Raw genomic sequence first — 23,791 nt, forward strand, 5'->3', positions numbered from 1 at the left:
AGCCTACGCATCACGATCGGCCACCGAGCCGGATCCGCCGCGCAGCGTGACGGCTGCCCGTCACGATTGCGTCCGGTTCGCGTAACGCTGTCGTCTCTCTGTGGTGGCCCGGCATAACCACTCGAGACGGGCGCATAACTCTGGGCGTGCGTCCATTGCCCGGTGCCCAAGCCCGCTCGTACCGTGGGATTCGTGAGCAATGTCGCTTCCTCCCAGGCCCTCGCGGATCTGCCCACCGGTGTGGACGGGTTCGCTTCCGCCGAATTCGGCCCGCTGGTACGCACTTTCGCGCGACGCCTCGGGAACAAGGCGGGAGGTGGGGGAGCGCTCACGGTGCATCGGCACGGGGAACCGCTGGTCGAGGTCTGGACCGGGGAATCCGGTCCGGCCCGGCCGTGGACCGCCGACACCGGTTCGGTGGTCTTCTCCGCCACCAAAGGCGTTGCGGCGACGGTGATCCACCGGCTCGCCGACCGCGGCCTCATCGACTACGCCGCCCCGGTGTCCGAGTACTGGCCCGAGTTCGCGGCCAACGGCAAGGCGAAAATCACTGTGCGGCAGATTCTCACGCACAGCGCCGGGCTCTCCGGGCTGCCCGAGATCGCCCGCGGCCTGGACGACGTGCTGGACCACCACCTCATGGAGGAGCGTCTCGCCGCCGCGAAACCCGATCGCCTGCTGGGCATTCCGGCATATCACGCGCTCACCTACGGCTGGCTGCTGGCGGGCCTGGCCCGCGCGGTCACCGGTCGCGGCATGAGCGAACTGTTCCGCACCGAGGTCGCCGAACCGCTCGGCACCGACGGCATCCACCTGGGCCGCCCACCGGCGGGCGTCCCCACCACCGCGGCCACCCTGCTCGGCAATCGCCTGGCCGTGGTCGGCACCGGCTACGTCCCCCTGTTCCTCGGCCGCTCCTACGGTCTCCCCGGCGCGATCGGCGCGCTGGCCCGCTCCCTGTTCCTGCCCGGCCTGGAAATCCTGGTCGACGGCGACGACCCCGCCGTCCTGGACACCGAACTCCCCGCGGGCAACGGCGTCTGCACCGCCACCGGCCTGGCCACCATGTACGGCGCACTGGCCAACGGCGGCATGGTCGCCGGCCGCCGCTACCTGTCCCCGCACACCATCAAGGCCATGCGCCGCATCGAGTCCTACCGGCTCGACCACACCATCCTCTACGCCCCGATGCTCTGGCACCTCGGCTACCACTCCCTGCCGATCCCCGGCGCGCACGCGGGCTTCGGTCATATCGGCCTCGGCGGCTCCTTCGGCTGGGCCGAACCGCGCCTGGGCCTCTCGGTGGGATTCGTCCACAATCGGCTGTCGGTGGCGGGCCTCGCCACCGACCAGATCGCGTCGGCGTGGGTGCTGCCGCTGGCGGTGCGGGGCGCTCGTACGACGCGTCGCACCGTCACCCGCACCCAGCCGCGCGCGGCCTAGCAGACCGGCCCTGTGCAGCGCAAATCCCAAGTCGGCGTTGAGGCTTCAGTGACCTTGGCCACGACACGCCCAACGCCACGCCGTCTCACCAGTCGCGACGCGTGGCGGACGCAAAAGCTGTCGGCGGGGACGCTTAGTATGTCGGGGTGTCAGCCTCATCGGGATTCGTTCACCTGCATAACCACACCGAATATTCGATGCTGGACGGCGCGGCGAAGATCACGCCACTGTTCAAAGAGGCGAACCGGCTGGGCATGACGGCCGTCGGCATGACCGACCACGGCAATATGTACGGGGCGTCCGAGTTCTACAACTCCGCCAAGAAGCAGGGCATCAAGCCGATCATCGGCATCGAGGCCTACATCGCGCCCGATTCCCGGTTCAACACCAAGCGCGTGCAGTGGGGCGACCCGTCGCAGAAGAGCGACGACGTATCCGGTTCCGGCGCGTACACGCATATGACGATGGTGGCCGAGAACGCGCAGGGTCTGCGCAACCTCTTCAAGCTGTCCTCGCTCGCCTCCATCGAGGGCCAGCTCGGCAAGTGGGCGCGTATGGACGCCGACATCATCGCCGAGCACGCCGCGGGCATCATCGCCACCACCGGCTGCCCCTCCGGCGAGGTGCAGACCCGGCTGCGCCTGGGCCAGGAGCGCGAAGCCCTCGAGGCCGCCGCCAAGTGGCAGGAGATCTTCGGCCCGGAGAACTTCTTCCTCGAGATCATGGACCACGGCCTGTCCATCGAGCGCCGGGTGCGCGAGGGCCTGCTCATGGTCGGCAAGCAGCTGGGCATTCCGCCGCTGGCGACCAACGACTGCCACTACGTGCACGAGCACGACGCCGCCAACCACGAGGCGCTGCTCTGTGTGCAGACCGGCAAGACGCTCTCGGACCCGTCCCGCTTCAAGTTCGACGGCTCCGGCTACTACCTGAAGTCCGCCGAGGAGATGCGCGCCATCTGGGACGCCGAAGTCCCCGGCGCGTGCGACAACACGGTGCTGATCGGCGAGCGCGTGCAGTCCTACGAGGAAGTCTGGGCGCACCGCGACCGCATGCCCATCTTCCCGGTGCCCGAGGGCGAGACCCAGGCCAGCTGGCTGCGCCACGAGGTGATGAAGGGCCTGGACTGGCGCTTCCCCAAAGGCGTTCCGCCCGAATACATCACGCGCGCCGACTACGAGATCGACGTCGTCAACGAGATGGGATTCCCGGCCTACTTCCTCATCGTCGCCGACCTCATCACCTACGCCCGGTCGGTCGGCATCAATGTCGGCCCGGGTCGTGGTTCGGCGGCCGGTTCGCTGGTGGCCTACGCCATGGGCATCACCAATATCGACCCGATCCCGCACGGTCTGCTGTTCGAGCGATTCCTCAATCCCGAACGCGTCTCCATGCCCGATATCGATATCGACTTCGACGATCGCCGCCGCGGTGAGATGGTCCGCTACGCCACCGAGAAGTGGGGCAGCGACCGCGTCGCCCAGGTGATCACCTTCGGTACCATTAAAACCAAAGCGGCGCTGAAGGATTCGGCCCGCGTGCAGTTCGGTCAGCCGGGCTTCGCCATCGCGGATCAGATCTCCAAGGCGCTGCCGCCGCCGATCATGGCCAAGGATATTCCGCTCTCGGGCATCATGGATCCCGAGCACGAGCGGTACAAGGAGGCCGCCGAGGTCCGGGAGCTGATCAACACCAACCCGGATGTCAACAAGATCTACGAGACCGCGCGCGGCCTCGAGGGCCTGATCCGCAACGCGGGTGTGCACGCCTGCGCGGTCATCATGTCCTCCGAACCGCTCACCGACGCCATCCCGGTGTGGAAGCGGGCCCAGGACGGCGCCATCATCACCGGCTGGGACTACCCGAGCTGTGAGGCCATCGGCCTGTTGAAGATGGACTTCCTGGGTCTGCGCAACCTCACCGTCATCGGTGACTGCCTGCAGAACATGAAGGCCAACCGCGGCATCGACCTCGATCTCGACACCCTGCCGCTGGAGGACACCGCCACCTACGAATTGCTGGCGCGCGGTGACACTCTCGGCGTGTTCCAGCTCGACGGTGGGGCCATGCGCGATCTGCTGCGCCGCATGCAGCCCACCGGCTTCGAGGACATCGTCGCCGTGCTCGCGCTGTACCGCCCCGGTCCGATGGGCATGAACGCCCACAACGACTACGCCGATCGCAAGAACGGGCGGCAAGAGGTCAAACCGATTCACCCCGAGCTGGAGGAACCGCTCAAGGACATCCTGCGTGATACCTACGGCCTGATCGTGTATCAGGAGCAGATCATGCAGATCGCGCAGAAGGTGGCCGGGTACTCGCTCGGCCGAGCAGACATTCTGCGCCGCGCCATGGGTAAGAAGAAGGCCGAAGTCCTCGAGGCCGAGTTCGAAGGCTTCGAGAAGGGCATGCTGGACAACGGCTTCACCAAGCCCGCCATCAAGGCCCTGTGGGACACCATCCTCCCGTTCGCCGGTTACGCGTTCAACAAGTCGCACGCCGCCGGCTACGGTCTGGTCTCCTTCTGGACCGCCTACCTCAAGGCCAACTACCCCGCCGAGTACATGGCCGGTCTGCTCACCTCCGTCGGTGACGACAAGGACAAGGCCGCCGTCTACCTGGCCGACTGCCGCCGCCTGGGCATCCAGGTGCTGCCGCCCGACGTCAACGAGTCCGAACTCGAATTCGCCTCCGTCGGCAACGACATCCGCTTCGGCATGGGCGCGGTGCGCAACGTGGGCGCGAACGTGGTGGCCTCGATCATCGCCGCGCGCAAGGAGAAGTCGAAGTTCACCGACTTCTCCGACTACCTGAACAAGATCGACGCCGTGGCCTGCACCAAGAAGGTCGCCGAATCCCTCATCAAGGCAGGCGCTTTCGACTCGCTCGGGCATCCCCGCAAGGGCCTGATGCTGGTGCACTCCGACGCCATCGACGCGGTCATGTCCACCAAGAAGGCCGAGGCCATGGGCCAGTTCGACCTGTTCGGCGGCATGGACGCCGACGAGTCGGTGGCCAGCGTCTTCAATGTGAAGGTGCCCGAGGAGGAGTGGGACACCAAGCACAAACTCGCCCTGGAGCGGGAGATGCTGGGCCTCTACGTCTCCGGCCATCCGCTGCACGGCGTCGAGCATGTCCTTGCGGCGCAATCGGATACGCCGATTCCGGCCATCCTCGAAGGCGATGTGAAGGACGGCGCCCAGGTCACCGTCGGCGGCATTCTCTCCACGGTCACCCGGCGCATCAACAAGAACGGCCTGGCCTGGGCGTCCTGCCAGCTGGAGGATCTCTCCGGCGGTATCGAGGTGCTGTTCTTCCCGCAGTCCTACTCGGTCTACGGCATGGACGTGGCCGAGGACGCCATCGTCCTGGTGAAGGCGCGCGTCAACATGCGTGACGACCGCGTCTCCCTCATCGCCAACGACCTTGTGGTGCCGGATCTTTCGCATATCGGCGTGGAGAAGCCGGTCTCGGTGACCATCCCGACCCGGCTGTGCACCCCCGACAAGATCGGCGCGCTCAAGCGGGTGCTGTCCAGCCATCCCGGTACCGCGAACGTGCACATCCGCCACGTCGGCTCGCGCGAGCGCACCACCCTGTTGAAGGTGGCCGACAATCTGCGGGTGTCGCCGTCCTCGGCGCTCATGGGCGATCTGAAGGCGCTGCTCGGCCCCGGCTGCATGGCGGGGTAGGCCACCCGGCCCGAGTGGCTTCCCAGCGTCGGCCGATCCCGCCGGTAGGGTTCGCCGCATGGTTGCTATTGGGCGCGTTCGCCGGTGCGGAGTGGTGCTCGTGGCAGCCGCGCTCGCCGTGAGCACGGGGTGCGGCGAGGACACCCCGTATTCGGTCCGGACCACCACCGGCGCGTGGGCGGCGGCGGGCGCGCCCGCCGCCCCGGCCGCGGTCACGGCCGCGCCCACCGGGCTGCGTTTGCGCGGACAGCCCTGGTGGCCCACCGGATTCAACGGCCCGCAGCTGGCGACCGACTACACCATCAACTTCGGCTGCGGCGCCGAAGTCGATCTCGACGCCTTCTTCCGTCGGCTGCCGGACAACACGCTCACCCGATTCGCGTTGTTCCAGGCATTCGTGGTGGACAAGGAATCCGGTGAACTCGATTTCACCGCCGCGGACGCGGTGTTCGAGGCGGCGGAGAAGTACGGCCGGATCATCCTGCCGGTGCTGACGCCGCAGACCGGCGAATGCGGTGACGAGATCTTCAAGCAGCGCCAGTGGTACGTGGACGGCTGGACGAAAACCCGTCCGGTGCCGGGCCGTTCGGTCATGAGCTTCCGCGACTGGATGCGCACCGCCGTCGAGCGCTGGCGCAGCTCCCCGGTGCTGGCGGGCTGGGAGCTGGTCGGCGAGCCCGAACCCAGCAATTGCGGCGCCACCTGTGATCTCAAATCCCGCACCTGCCCCAAGGACGCGGCCCAGGTGTTGCGGACCTTCCTGGACGAGGCCGGTGAGGTGGTCCGTGCCCTCGACCCGCAGCGGCTCCTGTTCGCCGGCTTCATCGGTGGCACCCAGTGCGGTTTCACCGGCGACAAATACCGCTACGTCAGCGAATCGAAGAATGTGGACGTGCTGTCCTATCACGACTACAGCGAGGAGAACATCGCCCTGCCCGGAGATCCCCGCAGCGGTCTGGCGGCCCGGCTCGCGCAGGCGCGTGAACTCGGAAAGCCCTTGCTGGTCGGTGAGATCGGCGAGTACGCCGGATCGTGCCTGCCGCTGGCGGAGCGCCGCGAGAATCTGGACATGCGCATGTCCGGGCAGCGTGCGGCCGGTTCGGCGGGCGCGCTGATCTGGGCCTATGTTCCCGATCCGCGCCTGGACGAATGCACCTACGATGTCGGCCCCGACGATCCGCTGTGGGAGCTGGTGGCCCAGCGCTCCACCCTGGGCTGATCAGCTTCCGATCACCCGGTACAGCCGCCAATCGGGCTGTCCGGCACCGTCATTGGGGATTTCCAGCACCAGGGTGGCGATCTGCGCGCCGTTCTCGTACACGGTCGGATAGCGCCGGTTCAGGGCGTCGGAGGTGCCGCGCCCGGTATTGGGGACGGTCAGCAGGTAGATCACCCCGTGCTCGCCCGGGTGGTTGAGCGTTCGCACGAAATCGCGGTCGGAGGGAATGACGAAGCGCTGCGGGTACTTCGAGGCGATCTGGACGGCGAACCCGTACACGGTGTCCATGACGATGGAACCCGGCGGCAGGTCCATGGCGTCGAGGTATGCGGCGAGCCGCCGCTCGGTCGAGAAGGTGGTCGCGATGTGCACCTGGTCCAGGTGTTTGTCCGAGACGCTGTCCGGATCCGGGACGAGCACCTCGCCGAGCGCGTACTCCTGCACCGCCATGAGCTGACTGTTCATCCCCACCGCGGTCACCGGCAGCGCCGCGATGAGCAGCACCGCCACGGCCGCCAGCCCCGCCGCCGTCCCGCGCCCGGTCGTCCCGGCAGGTTCCCGCCCGCCGGAAAGCGGGCCGGAATTCGGGTGGAGCGGTGCGGTTTCGGCGTACTCGCCGCGACGTTTGCTGGGCGGAAATCCCTGTGCCGGAGCCAGCAGCAGCGCCAGCACCGCTGCGAGCGGTACGGCCGCGATATAGAAGCGCAGGAACGCGAAGGTCGACCCGGCCGCGAAACTGAGCGCCTGGAAGCCGAGCACCGACCCGTACAGCAGGATCGGCGGCAGCGGTGTCAGGTCGCGGCGGCGTACCGCCAGCGCACCGGCGATCGGCAGCAGCAGCGGCAGCACGGGCGCGAGAATCAGGGTGGCCCCGACGGAGTACTGCAGCGCCTCGACCGGATGGCTCGGCGCCTGCGCCCCGGACTGCGCGAGAATCGCGGAGTTCCCGTACTGCGAGGTGAACTGCTGGAACGCCTGCCCGGTGATGAGCCAGCTGGTGGCCGCCCACACCAGGAACGCCAGCGCCGAGGGCGCGGCGATCAGCACCAGATCCATTGCCGCCCCGGCGAACCGGTGCGCGTCGCCGCGCCGGCGCTGACAGCTCAGCGCGAAGACCAGCACACCGGCCGCCGCCGCCGGGGCGAGCGCGTCGTAGCGGGTCAGATAGCCGAGCCCGAGCGCGACGCCGCAGGCCACCAGATCGTGCACGCCGTCGGTGCGCACCCAGCGCATGAGCCGCCGCACCGCCCAGCACAGGCAGAACAGGAACAGGGCCTCGCTCATCCCGTTGCCGCCGTAGAACACCACCATCGGGTTCAGTGCGAACAGCGCGGTCACCAGCCCGCACAGCCAGGGCGGCGCGCCGCGATCGGTGCCGATGCCCCAGACCATCACCACCGCGCCCGCCATGAACAGCGCGGTCATCAGCACCCCGGACAGGCCCCAGCGGGTGATGGCCGGAAACCATTGGGCCGGAAAGACGAAGGGCAGTTGCGCCAGGGAGGTCAGCGGCGTGAAGACGAATCCGATGGCCGACAGATGCGGATCCCGGCTGAACAGCGCCGACTCGGTGGCCGACACCCGGCTCAGCGCGTCGCCCATGAGATAGCCGCGCCCGGCGGTCAGAAACGTTCCCGTCGACAGGTACAGCAGGGCGGACCCGGCGAAGATCCAGCGCGGCGCACGCGGGGTCCGGCGGCGGTCGGCGGCGATGTCGCCGCGCGGGAGTGGCCGGGTCCGCTCGTGGGCTCCGGCGGTCACTTCGTGGCCTCCGTCGTCGTGCCCAGTCCGTGGAAGGTCTTCTCCCAGTAGGACGGATTGCGCAGCAGCTGCCAGCAGCCCTTGGCCGAGGCGACCGCCATGAGCAGCCAGTACAGCGGCGAGGTGAGGCAGGCCAGCAGCAGGTCGGGCCGGCCGTTCTCGCGGCAGGCGACCAGGTTCATGTACACCGTCGCCGCATTGCCCAGCACCAGGGCGAGCAGGGCGGGGAAGTACACCGCGGCCGGGAACATGTCCTCGATCACGCTGGGCTGCCCCAGAATCCAGGCCAGCGTGACGAACCAGAACACCAGATTCAGGTAGGCGATGATCGGCGTCCCCGCCAGAATCAGTGTGAAGCGCAGGAAACTGACCGGGCCGATCTCGCGCCACAGCGCGAGCGGCCGCCGGATGTGCACCAGCCAGCTCTGCAGATAACCCTTGTACCAGCGCGAGCGCTGCCGGATCCAGTTGATGGCGTCCGGATTGGCCTCCTCGAGGGTGACGGAATCGATGACGGCCGTGGCATATCCGCGCGCGGCGATCCGCACCCCCAGGTCGGCGTCCTCGGTGACGTTGTACGGATCCCAGGCCCCGATGTCCACCAGCACGTTGCGCCGGAAATGATTCGAGGTGCCGCCCAGCGGAATCGGGGCGTCGCTGCGCATGAGGCCCGGCAGCAGGAAGCTGAACCACAGCCCGTAGTCCATGGTGAACCAGGCGGTGAGCAGATTCTGCCGGGCATTGTGGAAGGCCAGCTTGGCCTGGACGCACACCACCGAGCGCGGCAGGGTGGCGAAGGCCGCCACCACCCGGCGCAGCTGGAGCGGGTCGGGGATGTCCTCGGCGTCGTAGATGGTGACGATATCGCCGGTGGCGGCGTGCAATCCGTAGTTGCAGGCCTTGGGTTTGGTGCGTGGATCGGCGGCGGGCACCAGCACGATGGTGATGTGCTCGCTGCCCGCCTCACCGATTCCGGCGCGGTGCGCGGCCTCGATGGTGGGCGCGTCGTCCTCCTCGAGCAGCAGCAGCGCCTGCATCTTGTCGCGCGGATAGTCCAGGCCGTTGAGCGCGGCGACGAGATCGCCGACCACCTCGGGTTCGCCGTAGGCGGGCACCAGGATGGTGTAGGGCGGCAGTTCGGAATCCGGCAGGGCGCGCGCGGTGTCGTCGTCGACGGTGAGGATGGCGTCGCGGGACATGCCGCGCGCGAAGATCACCACCCGGTCCAGCATGACCGCGGTGTAGCCGAGGGTGCACACCGCCATCACCGTGACCAGGGCGGGCAGCGGGAACGCGAGCGCGAACGCCACCATGGCGACCAGCGTCGCGATGGCCGTATTCCGTTGCCACGGTAGGAAAGCCACCGCGGCCGAGGCCAGGGGGTCGGTTTCGCGCAGGCCCCCGACCGCCGCGCGGAGCGCGTGTTCGCGTTCGGCGGGGGTGGCCAGGCCGGGCAGCTCGGTCGTCATCCGCCCACTCCGTTCCGCACGATCTCGCGCGCCACCGTCGTGAGCATGTCGCGGTCCTTGTGTTCGGCGCCGATGTCGATGTCGTCGGCCTCGGGGTCGAGTTCGACCGCCCGCCCGCGCAGGATCTGATGCAGGAAGGTCTCGAAGGTGCGGGGCACCGAGGGTTCCGGCTGGGGGAAGCGTGCGTCCGGCAGGTGATTGTCCGCGGCGATGAGGCTGATCCGCTGCGCCCCGTCGGGGCCCTGCCAGCGCCAGCTCAGCCAGGTCCAGCTGAGCAGCTGCCGGTCGTCGAGCACGGTATTGAGCCGGGCGGTGATGCCGTGCCCGATGTCGACGTGCACGGGCGCGCTGACGCGCGGCTCGTTCAGCTGGTACATCATGAATTCCGGATACCGGTCGATGGTCGTCGCGTTGTCGGCGCGCACAATGTCGACCATGAGGCGGCGGCGTCGGGATTCCTTGTCCCACTCGGGATTTCCGCGTTGCGCTTGCCACTGCTGGCGCGCCCAGATTGTTCTGGGACCGAAATACCGCGGCGCCCAGGGGTATTCCCGTTCGCCCAGCAGCTTCCAGCCCGGGGCGACGGCCGGTGTGCCGGGCATCCGCAGTCCGGGGAAGTACGGGGACGCCTGCACGTACTCCCTCGGATTGGGAATGAAGGCGATGAGCCCGGCCGCGACCAGGATGGTGACCGTCGCGCTGCGCGAGCGTTTGGCGGTCGGCGGCAGGATCGGGCGGTCCAGCGCCCGCAGCGTGGCCCACTCCCGCTGATGGAAGTACATGACCGTGGTGGAGGTGTACGTGCCTGCGATCGGCGGGATCAGCTGGTAGGCGATGATCGGCGCGCTCGGGAACCACACCGTCATGGCCGCCAGCACGATCGCGCCCGCACCCAGCGCGATGACACCGCCCGCCAGCGCGCGCGGGCGAGTGCGCCCGGCCGCGATGGCCCCGGCCGCGAACGCCGGAATCAGCATGGCCGCACCGTCGGCGAAGCGGGTGCCGCCGAGCGTGATGACCGCCTCGCGGTACAGCGTGGGAATCGACATGATCAAGGCCAGCAGCCAGACCGGCCAGTAGCGGAACACCGGCCGCAGCCCGAAGGCCAGGACGCTCGCGCTCATCAGAAACAGCGTGGCCGCGAGCAGGTCCAGATGCAGCACCTCGTACTCGTAGGGGTAGCGCAGCACCAGCAGTCCCAGTAGCGCCGCGGTGCAGCACAATCCGAGCAGGCCGACGATGACGTCCGTCTGCCGGTCGTAGATGGGCAGTTCGGGGCCCCGTCGCAGCGCGATGCCGATCGCGGCGAGCGTGGCCAGCGCGGGCACCGCGAAGACATAGCCGATATCGGAACCCTGCCCCACATCCTCGGCGAGCTCGAGCCACATATTCCAGAACGCCCCCACCGTGGCGGCCACGACGAGGACGAACCGCACCGCGATGAGCGTGTGCTCGCGCCGGTTCGAGGCGGGGGAGTGGTCCGGGGCGGTCGCGGTGACCGTCATGGCCGTCGGCGGGAGCGCCTGCGCCGCAGCAGGATTCCGGCGGCGATCACGATCCCGACCCCCAGCGCCGCCAGGGCGGCGACGGTGAGCTTGCGGCCCAGCGCCACCGGCGACTCCGCGGTGCGGCCCGGTGTGTACTCCTCGGCGGTGTCCGCCGTCGGGTCGAAGAACTCCGGTTCGCGGTCACCGGCCTGCAGCAGCACCGGACCCGACAGCCGGTAGGAGCGGTCCGGATCGTCGAGCAGCCAGTTCAGCAGCCGGTCCAGATGTTCCGGGGCCTGGGTCGAGGTGGCGACCACGACCATCCTCTGACCGGTCCACACCGCTTGCAGTGAGCCGAAGGTCAGTGGCGGGCGCAGGTCGATCCGGGTGTCGAGTTCGGCGTCGTCGCCGTAGACGATGAGCGTGTCCCCGGTGCGGACCAGCGGCAGGTCGGGCGTTTCGGTCGTGGATCCGTCCGCGGCGATGAGCACGGCGGGCCGATCACCGTGCGCGGCGTCGTCGAAGGACACCAGTTCCGGGCGCAGCGGAACGGCGGTCAGCCGCTGGACGGCGATGAGCACCTGTGCGGCGCGCACGGTGTCGGCAAAGCCCGGCGTCCGCAGGCCGACCCGTACGTCGGGCAGCAGGCCCTGCGGCAGCGCGCCCAGCCCGCCCGGGACCGGCGGTTTCGCGGCCTCGCTGTCCACCTCGCCGTCGGGGTCGATGGTCAGGGTGACCGGTTGTTCGAGTCCGCAGCCGTGCGTCAGTCCCGCCTGCTGCAGGGTCACCGACACGGTGGTGAATCGGGACAGCAGCTCGGACGGGATGGTGACCCATTCGTCGAAGCGACCCGAGGGCCGCACCGGCCAGGCCGCGATCTGCCGGTCGCCGACCGCCACCGCGATCTGCCCGTTGAGGGTGTCGGGCAGCGGAGTGTGGTTGCCGAGCAGGTTGATTCGCACATTCGACGACGGCCGACCCAGCCGGGTCTGGTCGACGGCGAACTCGACCCGCACATAGCCGACGGCGGTGGCGCTGAGCTGATTCTGGCCGAGGGCGCCCAGCGTGGTGTGCTCGGGCGCGAGCTGCGGCGCGGCGGGCAGGCCCAGCACCGTGGCCGAGGGCGCGAGGGCGGCCCGCGCGAGATCGCTGGTGAGCAGGCGCATCTGGGTCGGCAGCGTCTTCTCGTCACCGGAGACGGTGAGCAGCGGGGCCGGTCCGCCGGACAGGCGCAAACCGGTATCGCTCGCCTCCTTGATCACCACCTGACGTTCCAGGAACGCCGGAGGATGGTCGGGAACGGTTGTGCCCGAGTCGATCCGGCGGAAATCGATGGCCACCGGCTGCCGGGTGTAGCGCGCGGTCACGGCGGTGCTGAGCGCGAGCACCGCCGCGCTCTCGGTGCGGCTCGGTTCGGCGGGGGTGTAGACGGTGAGCCGGTTCAGCACCGGCGGCAGGAATTCCGCGACGGTGGCGGGCTGCTGTTCCTCGCCGAAGTAGGTGACCGCGGCATCCGCGAGGGTCATCGGGCGGCCGGTCCAGTCCTCCGGGCACAGTCCGGGTTCGGGCACCAGCGACGAGCTGAGCGCCACGGTGGCCGTGCCGTCGCGAATCTCGGCCCCGGCCAAGGAGATCCGGACGTTCGCGCGGGGATCGCGCGGCAGTTCGACACGATCGAGCAGGCGATCCCCGGACCACGCCTCCAGCACCGCCCGCGCCGCGAGCGGGGGCAGCTGCACCGTCCCGGTGAGCGCGGTGGGCGCGAGTCCCGGCAGGACCGGCAGGTTCAGCGTGAGCTGGTGTTCCCGCCCCGGGAAGCGCAGCACCTTGCCCGCGCCGAGGCTCGGCAGCGACACGGTCTGATCCGCGGGCTCGGCCCAGGCCCTCGGCGGCGCGACGACCGTGGGCAGCAGCGTCAGCAGCGCGCAGGGGACGGTCAGCAGGGTGGCCAGGACGGCGGTGGACGTCCGCGGCCTCGTGCGCTGTGCGGGTTGTGGCATCGGAGCTCGTTGTGGCATCGGGGAACGCCGGGCACGCAGGGTCATCGCGGAGCTCCTGAGCTACGTCGGTGGGCGCGAATTCGCCCTACAGCCAAGTGGGTTCGCCGAATACCGCGCCGCTGTCGTCGACCGCGGGCGACTTCGTGAAGAGATAGGTGTAGTGCCGGATCGCGACCGGTCCGGTGCACTGGTTGACCACGATGTGGAAGTCCCGGATCACGATGTGGGCGGTCGCGCCCGCCATGATCTCCTTTTCGGCGACCGGGACCTCCTTGACCTCACCGGCCGTGAGATTGAGCGTCGCGACGGGATTGGGGTTGGCGCCCAGCACGATCGGCGGCGCGCCGCCCCCGCCCGGCGTGATGGTGGTGCCGATGGTGAGGTCCGGGGTGACGCCGAGGGTGCCCGCACCCGTATTGACCGCGCAGCCCACGTGATAGCCCGTTTTCAGGGTTCCGGTGGCCGGGCCGAGCAGGGTGCCGTAGGCGGTATTGCTGACCAGACCCTCGCGGGTGGTGCCCACCATGTTCAGCGGCGCGATGCGATTGACGCTCTCGTCGCGGTGACCCACGACGAAGCTACCGCTGATCGATTGGAAGGTGCGTTCGTGGGGCGGCAGCGCTTCGATATCGGCGTGCGCCGGCACGGGCAGCAGGAGTGTCGTTGCGGTGATGAACAGGCCGATGGTTCCGAGTTTGCTGTCCACCAGCAAAGGGTAGTAGCAAACACGCATCAAACATTGGTCGACACGCTGCGCTCGGAGGGGTGGGCGGCTCAGCCGCGGGCGAGGCCCACCATCCAGCGCAGCGCGGCCACGGTCGCGGCCGCCAGCACGGCGAGCTGCGCGGATCCGGTGACGAGCGCCAGTACCAGCAGGGCGGCCAGGCCCAGGCCGAGCGCCTCGAGTTTGAATACCGGCCAGGCGGTACCCGCGATGTCGACAGCGCGCGGGGCCGTCCGAGCCATCTTCTGGGGGTGAACCACTGCCATGCAGTCAGGCTACCCGGGCTCCGGAAGTTCGGGCAACCGAACTCTGGTGTGGCGTGGCCGGGGGAACAAGATCGCGGCCGCGCGCGTTCACCCCGGCATGCCACTAACCGGAGAGTACGAACCGAGTACCAGCGCCTGGGCCCGTGAGCAGGCCGAGAAGTTCGAGGCATCCAACGGCGCCGAAGCCAACACCATCCAGGGCAAGCCGATCATCCTGCTCACCACCCGCGGGGCCAAGAGCGGCAAACTGCGCAAGACCGCCCTCATGCGCGTCGAGCACGACGGCGAATACGCGGTGGTCGCCTCGCTCGGCGGAGCCCCGAAACATCCCGTCTGGTACTGGAACATCAAGGCCGATCCGCACGTGGACCTGCGCGACGGCGCCGAGGTCAAGGACTACGACGCCCGCGAGGTCACCGGCGACGAGAAGGCCCTCTGGTGGAAGCGCGCCACCGAGGTGTGGCCCGCCTACGACGACTACACCAAGAAGACCACTCGCGAGATCCCGGTCTTCGTGCTCACTCCGCGCGACTGACAGGCCGGACAAACCCGCCTCTGCTGACCGGGCGTCTCAGGCGTCCGGCTAGCATGTTCGGGTGTCTGATCCGCTTGCTGTAGCCGAGAAAGTGTCCGGTCCGCTGCCCGAACTGAGCGCGGACGAGATCGATGCGGCCGCCAAGCGAATTTCCGACATTATCGAGCCGACGCCGTTGCAGCGCATCGCACGGCTGTCGGCGCTGACCGGGGCCGAGGTCTACCTCAAGCGTGAGGACCTCACCGCCGTGCGCAGCTACAAGCTGCGTGGCGCGTACAACCTCATCGTTCAGCTGACCGAAGCCGAGCGGGCCGCCGGCGTGGTCGCCGCCAGTGCCGGAAACCACGCGCAGGGCGTGGCTTTCGCGTGCCGGGCCATGGGCATCAACGGCCGCATCTACGTACCCCGCACCACCCCGAAGCAGAAGCGCGACCGCATCCGCGTACACGGCGGCGACTTCGTGGAACTCATCGCCATCGGCGACACCTACGACGCCGCGGCGGCCGCCGCGGCCGAGGACGTCCAGCGCACCGGAGCGACCATGGTGCCGCCCTTCGACGATCCGCGCACCGCGGCCGGGCAGGGCACCATCGCCGCCGAATTCCTCGAACAGCTCGGGCACGCACCGGATCTGGTGATCGTGCCGGTGGGCGGCGGCGGCTGCCTGGCCGGTGTCGGCACCTATCTGCGCGAGCGCGCGCCCGGCACCGCGATCCTGGGTGTGGAACCGGCGGGCGCGGCCTCCATGACAGCGGCCCTGGTGGCCGGCGGCCCGGTGACGCTGCCGGAGATCGATCCGTTCGTGGACGGCGCGTCGGTCAAGCGCATCGGCGCGGTGCCGTTCCAGGCGGTGTCGCGGTTCGGCGGGCAGGTGCGCTCGCACGCCTCGCTGCCCCTGCTCACCGCCACCGAATCCGCTTCCGGCGCAGGCTCTTTCCGCATGATGCAGGTGGACGAGGGCGCCATCTGCACCGCCATGCTGGAGCTGTACCAGAACGAGGGCATCGTGGCCGAGCCCGCGGGCGCGCTGTCGGTGACGGCGCTGCCCGAACTCGATATCGAACCCGGTTCGACGGTGGTGTGCCTGCTGTCGGGCGGCAACAACGATGTCTCCCGCTACGGCGAGGTCATCGAGCGTTCGCTCGTGCATCGAGGTCTCAAGCACTACTTCCTGGTGGACTTCCCGCAGGAGCCGGGTGCGCTGCGCCGCTTCCTCGACGAGGTGCTCGGTCCCGACGACGACATCACGCTGTTCGAGTACGTCAAGCGCAACAACCGGGAGACCGGGGCGGCGCTGGTCGGCATCGAACTGGGTGCGCCGTCCGGGCTCGAGGCGCTGCAGAAGCGGATGGACGACGCGCCCATCCAGTGCGAGCGCCTGGATCCGGGTTCCCCGGTCTACCGCTACCTCACCTGATCGCCGGGCCCCGGGCGGGGCGGGGAAGGTGCCCCGCCCGGGACCGGCGTGCACGGTCCCCCCACTGGCAGGACCGTGAGTTCTTCACGCGTGCAGGAGATACCCGTCGGCGGTGTGGTGAATCAGTTGCGGCGCACCGAGTTTGCGATCCAGTCGCGTGATGGTGTCCGGAATCGTCCGCTCCTTGGCCGATGCGGAAGCCTGTGTGTGACTGCAGTATTCGGCGATGACAGCGGGGGAGACCGGGGTTCCGGCGCGGGCCGCGAGCAGTTCCAGCGTGCAGTACTCGCGCGCGGTCACCGTCAGCAGCACGCCGCCGCGCTGTACGCGCCGGCGCAGCCGGTCCACCACCAGATCGCCCACCGTCAGGATCGGTGACGGCCGCGTCCGGCGCGCGCACAGCGCCGACACCCGCGCGGCCAGCTCACCGAGCGAGAACGGTTTGCTCAGGTAGTCGTCCGCGCCGCTGTCGAACCCCGCGGCCCGATCGCCGGGGCTGTCGCGCGCGGTGATGATCAGGGCCGGGGTTTCGCGGCCCGATTCCCGTTGCCGCCGAACCAGATCCAGCCCGTCGCCGTCCGGCAGCCCGCGGTCGATGACCAGGCAGTCGTAGGCGTGGCTGCCGCAGTGCCGTCCGGCGTCGGCCAGGTTGCGGGTCAGGTCGACGGTGAACCCGGCTTCGCGCAGTCCGAGGGCGACCTGCTCACCCAGCCGGTCGTCGTCCTCGCACACCAGTACCCATACGCTGCGGGAGGTCGTTGGCTCGTCGGGCATGCTCTCCACGGTGCCACAGCGATCATGACGGAATCGTGAGCGTTAACAATCGTGCGCATCTCACACGATGAGTCGAGTAGTCCACTACGCGTGAAACCGAACAGTCTGGGCGGGAGGCTCGTTTCATGAAAAGGCTGGTGGTGTGTTGCGACGGCACATGGAAGGCCGAATCCAGCAACACCGTTTCCAATATCGTGAAGATCGCGCAGACGGTCTGCCTCACCGGTTCCGACCGGGACGGCAATACCGTCGGTCAACGCGTCTATTACATCTCCGGGCCCGGGGCGCGCGGGTTCACCACGGATCGGCTGCTGGGCGGGGCCTTCGGTCTGGGGCTGGAGGCCAATCTGTCCTCGGCGTACTGGCAACTGGCGCTGAACTGGGAGCCGGGCGACGAGATCTACATTTTCGGATTCAGCCGCGGCGCGTACACCGCCCGCAGCCTGTCCGGCATGATCGCCCGGCTCGGCATCCTCACCTACGAGGCGTTCATCAACGGCAAATACCCCGAGGCCCTGAAGATCTATCAGAGCAAGAAGGCCCATCCGGATGATCCCGATCCGCCGGAATGGGAGGAGTTCCGGAAGGCCAACTGCTATCCGGATCCGGTGAAGATCAACTTCCTGGGGGTGTTCGACACCGTCGGTGCCATGGGCATTCCCGGGGTCACCGCCTGGCGGCACCGTTTCCACGATGTGCGTCTTTCCCGCATCGTGCACTGTGCCCGCCAGGCGCTGGCCCTCGACGAACGCCGCCGCAATTTCGAACCCTGCCTGTGGGAGGTCCCGGTCGAGCTGGCCGAGAAGTACTACCGCGACGACCGGGTGAAACAGGTCTGGTTCGAGGGCGTGCACAGCGACGTCGGCGGCGGCTACCGCGAATGCGCGCTGTCCGATATCACCCTGCGGTGGATGGTCGCCGAGGCGCAGGCCGAGGGTCTGGCCTTCGACCACGAGCGGCTGGCGACGCTGCTCGAGCACTGCGCGGACGGGCCCGAGCACTACCGGCGCCACGACTCCCTGGGCGTTCCGTACCTGTGCCTGAATGCCCTTCGCCTGCTGCGCAATCCACGCAACCGGCGCTTCTACTGGGACTCCTGGCGGCGGGTGTTCGCCCAGGGCGACCAGAACAGTTTCGTGGCCTCCTCGGTGGACAGGGCACAGAACTACCATCCGGCCAATCTGGCTCGGCTGGAAGGCGAGTCGCTGCTGCCCTATCGGATCGAGCCGACCGATTTCCCGCCGCTGCACGCCGCGCCCGCGGTACTGCCGCGACCGGAGCACAGCGCCTGCCCGGAGGACGACGAAACCGCCGCGTAGGCAACGGTTTCCGCGAGGGCTCTCAGCGCACCAGCAGGGCGATGGGCAGGCGGGCGAACAGCTTCTCCAGCCGGGCACGGCCGGAGAAGGTGTGGCCCGTCAGCCGATCGGTCCAATGTCCCTGCGGCAGATCGAGGACCGTGTCACCCCAGCCGCCCGCCTCGTCCAGGCGCACGCTGTGGCGGGTCGCGGCCACGATCACCTCGGGGGATTCGCCGCCGCGCCCGCGCGCGTAGGAGATCAGGTGCTGGGCCTGATCACCGACCGCGAACAGCGGCGTGTAACTGCCGCCCACGAAGCATTCCGGGCGCTCGCGGCGCAGCCACAGGGCATAGGCCACGATCCACATCTTCACCGCGCCGGACGGATCGAGATCCGGTGTGCCGGTGAGGGATTGCAGCAGCAGCGTGCGATGGGTGAAATCGACCGGACGGCGGTTGTCCGGGTCGACGAGCGAGTCCTCCCACAGTTCGCAGCCCTGATAGATATCCGGAATACCCGGCCCGCACAGCTGCAGCAGCTTCTGCGCGAGCGAGTCCGACCAGGCGTGCGGGGCGAGATCGGTGACCAGCTCGGCCATTTCGGCGCCGACCGGCCCGTCGATGACGCTGTCGATCCAGCGATGGACGGCGGTCTCGAACTCGACATCCGGTTCCTCCCAGGAGGATCGGGTGCCCGCCTCGCGAACGGCCTTCTCCGCGAACTGGTGCAGGCGCTCCCGGAAGCCCGGCACGGTCGCGGCGGGGCGGCCGTCGGCGGGCCAGACGCCGAACATGTTCTGCAGTAGGAACAGTGTGGTGCCGCCGTCGGGGCCGGGCGTGATGTCGTGCCACGCGGTCACCGCGCGCGTCCAGATGGCGGGCACCTGCGACAGCACGCCGATCCGGGCCCGCACATCCTCGCCGCGCTTGGTGTCGTGCGTGGACAGCGCGGTCATGGTGGCGGGCCAGCGCGCCGCGCGCTCGGCGTTCGCCAGATGGAATTCGATCGGCGAGCAGCCGAACCGCGCCGGATCCGTGCCCATCTCCTGCAGCGACACCAGCCGCGCGGCGCGGTAGAACATGGTGTCCTCCACCGCTTTCGCGCTCATGGCCCCGCCCATCTGATGGAAGCGCACGGCGGCCTCGCCATTGGTGGCCAGCGCGGTCACCAGCACCTGCAGCGGCCCGGTGAGTTCACTGTTGCGCCGGGCCACCTCGGCCACCACCGCGCCGACCATGCCCGCCAGCGGCGTGTAGTCGGTGCGGTACACCGGCATGAACGACAGCACCTCGATGGTGGCGTTGGTGAGCGCCATGGCGTCGAAGTTCTCCGCCCGCGCATCGCGTTTGACGGCGGCCACCAGCCGCCGCGTCTCGGGCACCAGCATGGTTTCGGCCACCGCGCGTTTGATGCGGTGCTCCTGCTCGGTGAACCAGGCCCGGTCGCTGCCGTGCCCGGTGAACTGCCGCGACAGTTCGGTCAGCGGCTTCTCGCCCTCCGGGTCGATGAGGACGCCGCCCAGATCCGCGAGCGCGTCGTAGCCGGTGGTGCCGTCGATGGGCAGGGTGGCGTCGAGGGGTTCGCGATTGGACAGCACCTTCTCCACCAGCAGCAGCCGCTGCGGGCCGATGAGGGCGCGCAGCCGCTCCAGATACGCTGCGGGACGGGCCAATCCGTCCGGATGGTCCACGCGCACGCCGTCGATGAGATCGTGTTCGCACCAGGCCGCGAGCTCCCGGTGCGTGATCTCGAAGACGTCGGCCTCCTCCTGCCGTACGGCCGCGAGCTCGCCGACGGTGAAGTAGCGCCGATAGCCGCACAGTCCCGATTTCCAGTTGACCAGGCGGTAGTGCTGTTTGTCGTGGATGCGCAGCGCGTTCTCGCCGTCGGTGCCGGGCGCGATGGGGAAGCGCATATCGCGCAGCGCCAGCATGGGTTCGGGGCCGCTGCGGTCCACGGTGAGCGCCGCCGGATCGTTCTCGTTGGCCAGCACCGGCAGTGCGAGCCGCCCGCCCGCGCCGTTGCCCGGAGTCCAGTCGATATCGAAGAAATGCGCGTACTGGGAGGCTTTGCCGTGCCGCAGCACATCCCACCACCACGGGTTCTGCCGCGGATCGGCGACGCCCACATGATTGGGCACCAGATCCACCAGCAGGCCCATGCCGCGGCTGCGCACCTCGTCGGACAGGGCCTTGAGCCCGGCCGGGCCGCCCAGCCCCGCGGCCACCGTGGTCGGATCGGTGACGTCGTAGCCGTGCGTGGACCCGCGCACGGCGGTCAGCACGGGGGACAGGTACAGGTGCGAAATACCCAGCTGCTGTAAGTATTCGGCGATGGCGCGGGCATCGGCGAAGGTCAGCGCGTCGGGCCGCAGTTGCAACCGGTAGGTGCTGCGGACCGGCGTGGGCCGGGTGAGGGCATCGGTGCGGTGTTCGGGCGTGCTGGTCATGGCTTTCTCGATCATGCCGCACACCGCAGGACGAGCAGGCAGCGTGCGGGGATTTCCACGGTGGCGGAGGCGGGATGGGCGGTGTCGGCGGCCGGGCGGCCGGTGGGCGTGGAGCAGTCCAATTCCACCGACCAGGACGCGCCGTGATCGGTATCGGGCAGGGTGAAGGGCAGGGCGGCGTCGTGCGCGTTGAAACAGAGCAGGAACGAATCGTCGGTGATGTGCTCGCCGCGCGGGCCGGGTTCACGGATGCCGGCGCCGTTGAGGAAGACGGCCAGCGAGCGGCCGAATCCGGTTTCCCAGTCGGCGTCGGTCATCTCCGCGCCGCCGGGGGTGAACCAGGCGATGTCGTCGGGATGGTCGTGGGTGGGGGCGGGACGGCCGTCGAAGAAGCGGCGACGCCGGAACACCGGGTGCGCGGCGCGCAAAGCCACTGCGCGGCGGGTGAATTCGAGGAGGTCGGCATGCGTGTCCAGCAGTGACCAGTCCATCCAGGAGAGTGCGGAGTCCTGGCAGTAGGCATTGTTGTTGCCCTGCTGGGTGCGGCCCAGCTCGTCGCCGTGCAGCAGCATCGGGGTGCCCTGGGACAGCAGCAGCGTGGCGAGCAGATTACGAGATTGCCTGGCGCGCAGGGCGAGTACCTCCGGATCGGCGGTGGGACCCTCCACACCGCAGTTCCAGGAGCGGTTGTAGTTCTCGCCGTCACGGCTGCCCTCGCCGTTGGCCTCGTTGTGTTTCTCGTTGTAGGACACCAGATCCGCGAGGGTGAAGCCGTCGTGCGCGGTGACGAAGTTGATACTGGCCGACGGTCTTCGGCCGGTGGCCTCGTACAGGTCCGAGGAGCCGGTGAGCCGAGAGGCGAACTCGCCCAACGTCGCCGGTTGCCCGCGCCAGTAATCCCGCACGGTGTCACGGTATTTGCCGTTCCACTCGGTCCAGGCGACGGGGAAGTTGCCGACCTGATAGCCGCCCTCGCCCACATCCCAGGGTTCGGCGATGAGCTTCACCTGGCTCACCACCGGATCCTGGTGCACCAGATCGAAGAAGGTGGCCAGGCGATCCACATCGTGTAGTTCGCGGGCCAGGGTGGCGGCCAGGTCGAACCGGAATCCGTCCACGTGCATCTCCAGCACCCAGTAGCGCAGTGAGTCCATGATCAGTTGCAGGGTGTGCGGGTGGCGCACGTTCAGGCTGTTGCCGGTGCCGGTGTAATCCATGTAGTGCTGCGGATCATCGTCCACCAGACGGTAATACGCGGCATTGTCGATGCCCCGGAAGGACAGCGTCGGGCCGAATTCGTTGCCCTCGGCGGTGTGGTTGTAGACGACGTCGAGGATCACCTCGATCCCGGCGGCGTGCAGGGCGCGCACCATGGCCTTGAATTCGGTGACCGCCGCGCCCGGGGTGCGGGTCGCGGCGTATTCGGCGTGCGGGGCGAAATAGCCGAAACTGTTGTAGCCCCAGTAGTTTCGCAGTCCGCGGTCGAGCAGGACGCGGTCGTGCAGGAACTGGTGCACCGGCATGAGTTCCACCGCGGTGACGCCCAGGCCGCGCAGGTGCGCGATGATCGCCGGATGCGCCATGCCCGCGAAGGTGCCGCGCTGTTCCGGCGGCACGTCGGGGTGGGTCATGGTCATGCCCTTGACGTGCGCCTCGTAGATGACCGTCTCGTGATAGGGGCGCTTGGGCGCGCGATCGTCGGCCCAGTCGAAGTACGGGTTCACCACCACGCCGGTCATGGTGTGCCCCAACGTGTTCTGACCGTAGTTGTAGGGCGCGACATCACTGCCGAAATCGCCCTCGAAGGATTTCCCGTACGGGTCCAGCAGCAGTTTGCTCGGATCGCAGCGCAGCCCCGCGGCGGGCTCGAACGGCCCGTGTACCCGGTACCCGTACCGCTGCCCCGGCCCCACCCCGGGCAGATAGGCATGCCACACGTACCCGTCCACCTCGTCGAGCGGAATGCGCGTCTCGCGCCAGTTGTCCTCGATCAGGCACAGCTCCACGCGCCGCGCCGCTTCGGAGAACACCGAGAAGTTGGTGCCGGCCCCGTCGTAGGTGGCGCCCAGCGGATACGCCGTCCCCGGCCAGACACCGAGTGGTGCCGGAACCGGAGTCGCGGAGGGCGGAGCCATGCCAAGACCCTATCGGCCCCGCTGGCAACCCCGATGCGGTGGTCGGTGCCCGCGATGGTCAGTGCGCTCGCGCGCCACCCGTCGTATCGGTCGCGAAATCCGGCAACCAGCGGCGTTCGTATCCGCACCGCCGTGCCAGCCGTGCCAGCCCGCCCAGCACCACCCGCTGCGCCCCCGCCGGAATGCCCGCGAGGTACCCGTCCTGGTAATCCCACAGCAGCGCCAGCGCCAGCGGATTGCGTGGCACCCCGGCCGACGTGGTTTTCCCGGCCGCGTCGAGGGCATGCCACAGCCGGAACATCTCCCAGTGCCGCAGCGGGGGACGAATCACATGCCGTACGACCGTCTCCGGCGTCACACTCCAGAACTCGTGCACCACCCCGCCCGCCGCGACCGCTGAATCACCTTCCCCCGCAAAACTTTCCACCCCGTCGATCCGGAACCGCACGCGGCCCCGCAGCACCGTCCACTCCTCGGCCAGCACCGGATGCCAGTGCGGCCCCGCCTGCCGCTCCGCTCGTGGCAGCAGATGTTCGAGCACGAGGTAGGCCCCCTGCTCGTCGACGCCCTGTTCGACCAGGGTGACGCGTTTGCCGTTGCGGAAGGTCAGAGTGCTGCTGTCCATTCCTCCAATATGAAGGTAACCTTCGTAATGTGTCAACAGCCCGCGCGACTCCGCCGCCCGCCGACCCGAGCCTGCTCAAACTGCTCGTCACCACCACCCGCGCCCTCGAGGACGATCTCAACGAGCGCCTCCGCAATGCCCTCGACCCCAGCCTGCGCCCCGCCCACTACGCCGTCTTCCGCCACCTCGACCCCGTCGGCTCCCGCGTCACCGCCCTCGCCGAATCGGCCGGTATGACCCAGCAATCCATGGGCGAGCTGATCACCCACCTCGAAGCCCGCGGCTACGTGGAACGCCGGGTCGACCCGTCCGACAAACGCGCCCGCCTGGTGGTCCCCACCGCCGCCGGCCGCGCCGGACTGGGCGTCGCCGCAACAGGAATCGCCGATATCGAGAAGCGCCTGCGCAGCGCACTCGGCCGCGACGGCCTGGCCGAACTGCGCGCCCTGCTGGCTCGGGCGCACGCGGCGCTCGCCGACCGGCCCGCGTGATCG

The 23,791-nt window shown here is 68.9% G+C and carries 17 protein-coding genes; 7 read left to right on the forward strand and 10 right to left on the reverse strand.

Features of this window, described 5'->3' with window-relative positions; genetic code table 11:
* Positions 1 to 192: 192 nt before the first annotated feature.
* The 3 genes from JK358_RS25940 to JK358_RS25950 all read left to right on the forward strand — a co-directional run bounded on the left by JK358_RS25940 (position 193) and on the right by JK358_RS25950 (position 6,354).
* Positions 193 to 1,443 (forward strand): serine hydrolase domain-containing protein, encoded by a 1,251-nt coding sequence (locus JK358_RS25940; protein ID WP_201951901.1) that lies wholly within the window; start codon positions 193 to 195, stop codon positions 1,441 to 1,443.
* A gap of 146 nt (positions 1,444 to 1,589) precedes the next feature.
* Positions 1,590 to 5,135 carry a DNA polymerase III subunit alpha gene (dnaE, locus tag JK358_RS25945; RefSeq protein WP_201951904.1) on the forward strand — a complete coding sequence of 1,182 codons (3,546 nt, stop codon included), beginning with the start codon at positions 1,590 to 1,592 and terminating at the stop codon, positions 5,133 to 5,135.
* 100 nt (positions 5,136 to 5,235) lie between these two features.
* Entirely contained in the window at positions 5,236 to 6,354 is a 1,119-nt protein-coding gene (locus tag JK358_RS25950) for a cellulase family glycosylhydrolase (protein WP_307817746.1), read from the forward strand.
* Here JK358_RS25950 and JK358_RS25955 read toward each other — a convergent pair whose 3' ends face one another.
* From JK358_RS25955 to JK358_RS25980, 6 genes are all read right to left on the reverse strand, one after another.
* Positions 6,355 to 8,025, reverse strand: a complete 1,671-nt coding sequence (locus tag JK358_RS25955) for an ArnT family glycosyltransferase (RefSeq protein WP_307817768.1) — start codon at positions 8,023 to 8,025, stop codon at positions 6,355 to 6,357.
* Positions 8,026 to 8,111: 86 nt separating this feature from the next.
* Positions 8,112 to 9,584 carry a glycosyltransferase gene (locus JK358_RS25960; RefSeq protein ID WP_201951910.1) on the reverse strand — a complete coding sequence of 491 codons (1,473 nt, stop codon included), beginning with the start codon at positions 9,582 to 9,584 and terminating at the stop codon, positions 8,112 to 8,114.
* Positions 9,581 to 11,089 carry a YoaK family protein gene (locus tag JK358_RS25965; RefSeq protein ID WP_201951913.1) on the reverse strand — a complete coding sequence of 503 codons (1,509 nt, stop codon included), beginning with the start codon at positions 11,087 to 11,089 and terminating at the stop codon, positions 9,581 to 9,583. Before JK358_RS25965 ends, JK358_RS25960 begins: the two co-directional genes overlap by 4 nt.
* Positions 11,086 to 13,071, reverse strand: a complete 1,986-nt coding sequence (locus JK358_RS25970; RefSeq protein ID WP_201951916.1) for a hypothetical protein — start codon at positions 13,069 to 13,071, stop codon at positions 11,086 to 11,088. Before JK358_RS25970 ends, JK358_RS25965 begins: the two co-directional genes overlap by 4 nt.
* Before the next feature lie 85 nt (positions 13,072 to 13,156).
* Entirely contained in the window at positions 13,157 to 13,777 is a 621-nt protein-coding gene (locus JK358_RS25975) for an MspA family porin (RefSeq protein ID WP_307817747.1), read from the reverse strand.
* 68 nt (positions 13,778 to 13,845) lie between these two features.
* Complete coding sequence (locus tag JK358_RS25980; RefSeq protein WP_201951923.1) at positions 13,846 to 14,061, reverse strand: hypothetical protein; 216 nt, start codon at positions 14,059 to 14,061, stop codon at positions 13,846 to 13,848.
* A 97-nt stretch (positions 14,062 to 14,158) separates the two neighbouring features.
* On the opposite strand from JK358_RS25980, the gene JK358_RS25985 reads away from it, so the two are divergent.
* Both JK358_RS25985 and ilvA read left to right on the forward strand, forming a co-directional pair.
* Complete coding sequence (locus tag JK358_RS25985) at positions 14,159 to 14,596, forward strand: nitroreductase family deazaflavin-dependent oxidoreductase (RefSeq protein WP_201951926.1); 438 nt, start codon at positions 14,159 to 14,161, stop codon at positions 14,594 to 14,596.
* 61 nt (positions 14,597 to 14,657) lie between these two features.
* Complete coding sequence (gene ilvA / locus JK358_RS25990) at positions 14,658 to 16,013, forward strand: threonine ammonia-lyase IlvA (protein WP_201951931.1); 1,356 nt, start codon at positions 14,658 to 14,660, stop codon at positions 16,011 to 16,013.
* A gap of 84 nt (positions 16,014 to 16,097) precedes the next feature.
* On the opposite strand, the gene JK358_RS25995 is transcribed toward ilvA, so the two are convergent.
* Positions 16,098 to 16,787, reverse strand: coding sequence for a response regulator transcription factor (locus JK358_RS25995; RefSeq protein ID WP_201951933.1), 690 nt, complete (start codon positions 16,785 to 16,787; stop codon positions 16,098 to 16,100).
* Between the two features lie 125 nt (positions 16,788 to 16,912).
* Between JK358_RS25995 and JK358_RS26000 the strand changes: the two genes are divergently transcribed.
* Positions 16,913 to 18,106 (forward strand): T6SS phospholipase effector Tle1-like catalytic domain-containing protein, encoded by a 1,194-nt coding sequence (locus JK358_RS26000; RefSeq protein ID WP_201951935.1) that lies wholly within the window; start codon positions 16,913 to 16,915, stop codon positions 18,104 to 18,106.
* 22 nt (positions 18,107 to 18,128) lie between these two features.
* On the opposite strand, the gene treY is transcribed toward JK358_RS26000, so the two are convergent.
* From treY to JK358_RS26015, 3 genes are read right to left on the reverse strand one after another with little or no spacing between them, the layout of a single operon-like run.
* Positions 18,129 to 20,537, reverse strand: a complete 2,409-nt coding sequence (treY, locus tag JK358_RS26005) for a malto-oligosyltrehalose synthase (RefSeq protein WP_201952623.1) — start codon at positions 20,535 to 20,537, stop codon at positions 18,129 to 18,131.
* Positions 20,538 to 20,548: 11 nt separating this feature from the next.
* A complete protein-coding gene (gene glgX / locus JK358_RS26010) occupies positions 20,549 to 22,672 on the reverse strand; it encodes a glycogen debranching protein GlgX (protein WP_201951938.1) in 2,124 nt (707 codons plus the stop codon).
* A 58-nt stretch (positions 22,673 to 22,730) separates the two neighbouring features.
* Positions 22,731 to 23,297: a cupin domain-containing protein gene (locus JK358_RS26015; RefSeq protein ID WP_201951941.1), complete on the reverse strand. Its 567-nt coding sequence runs from the start codon at positions 23,295 to 23,297 to the stop codon at positions 22,731 to 22,733.
* A 29-nt stretch (positions 23,298 to 23,326) separates the two neighbouring features.
* Here JK358_RS26015 and JK358_RS26020 point away from each other — a divergent pair, with 29 nt between their 5' ends.
* On the forward strand, positions 23,327 to 23,788 hold the full coding sequence (locus JK358_RS26020; RefSeq protein ID WP_307817748.1) for a MarR family winged helix-turn-helix transcriptional regulator: 462 nt from the start codon (positions 23,327 to 23,329) through the stop codon (positions 23,786 to 23,788).
* Positions 23,789 to 23,791 lie beyond the last annotated feature (3 nt).

Origin of the sequence: Nocardia acididurans, from assembly GCF_016741815.1 — a bacterium.
Lineage (GTDB): Bacteria > Actinomycetota > Actinomycetes > Mycobacteriales > Mycobacteriaceae > Nocardia > Nocardia acididurans.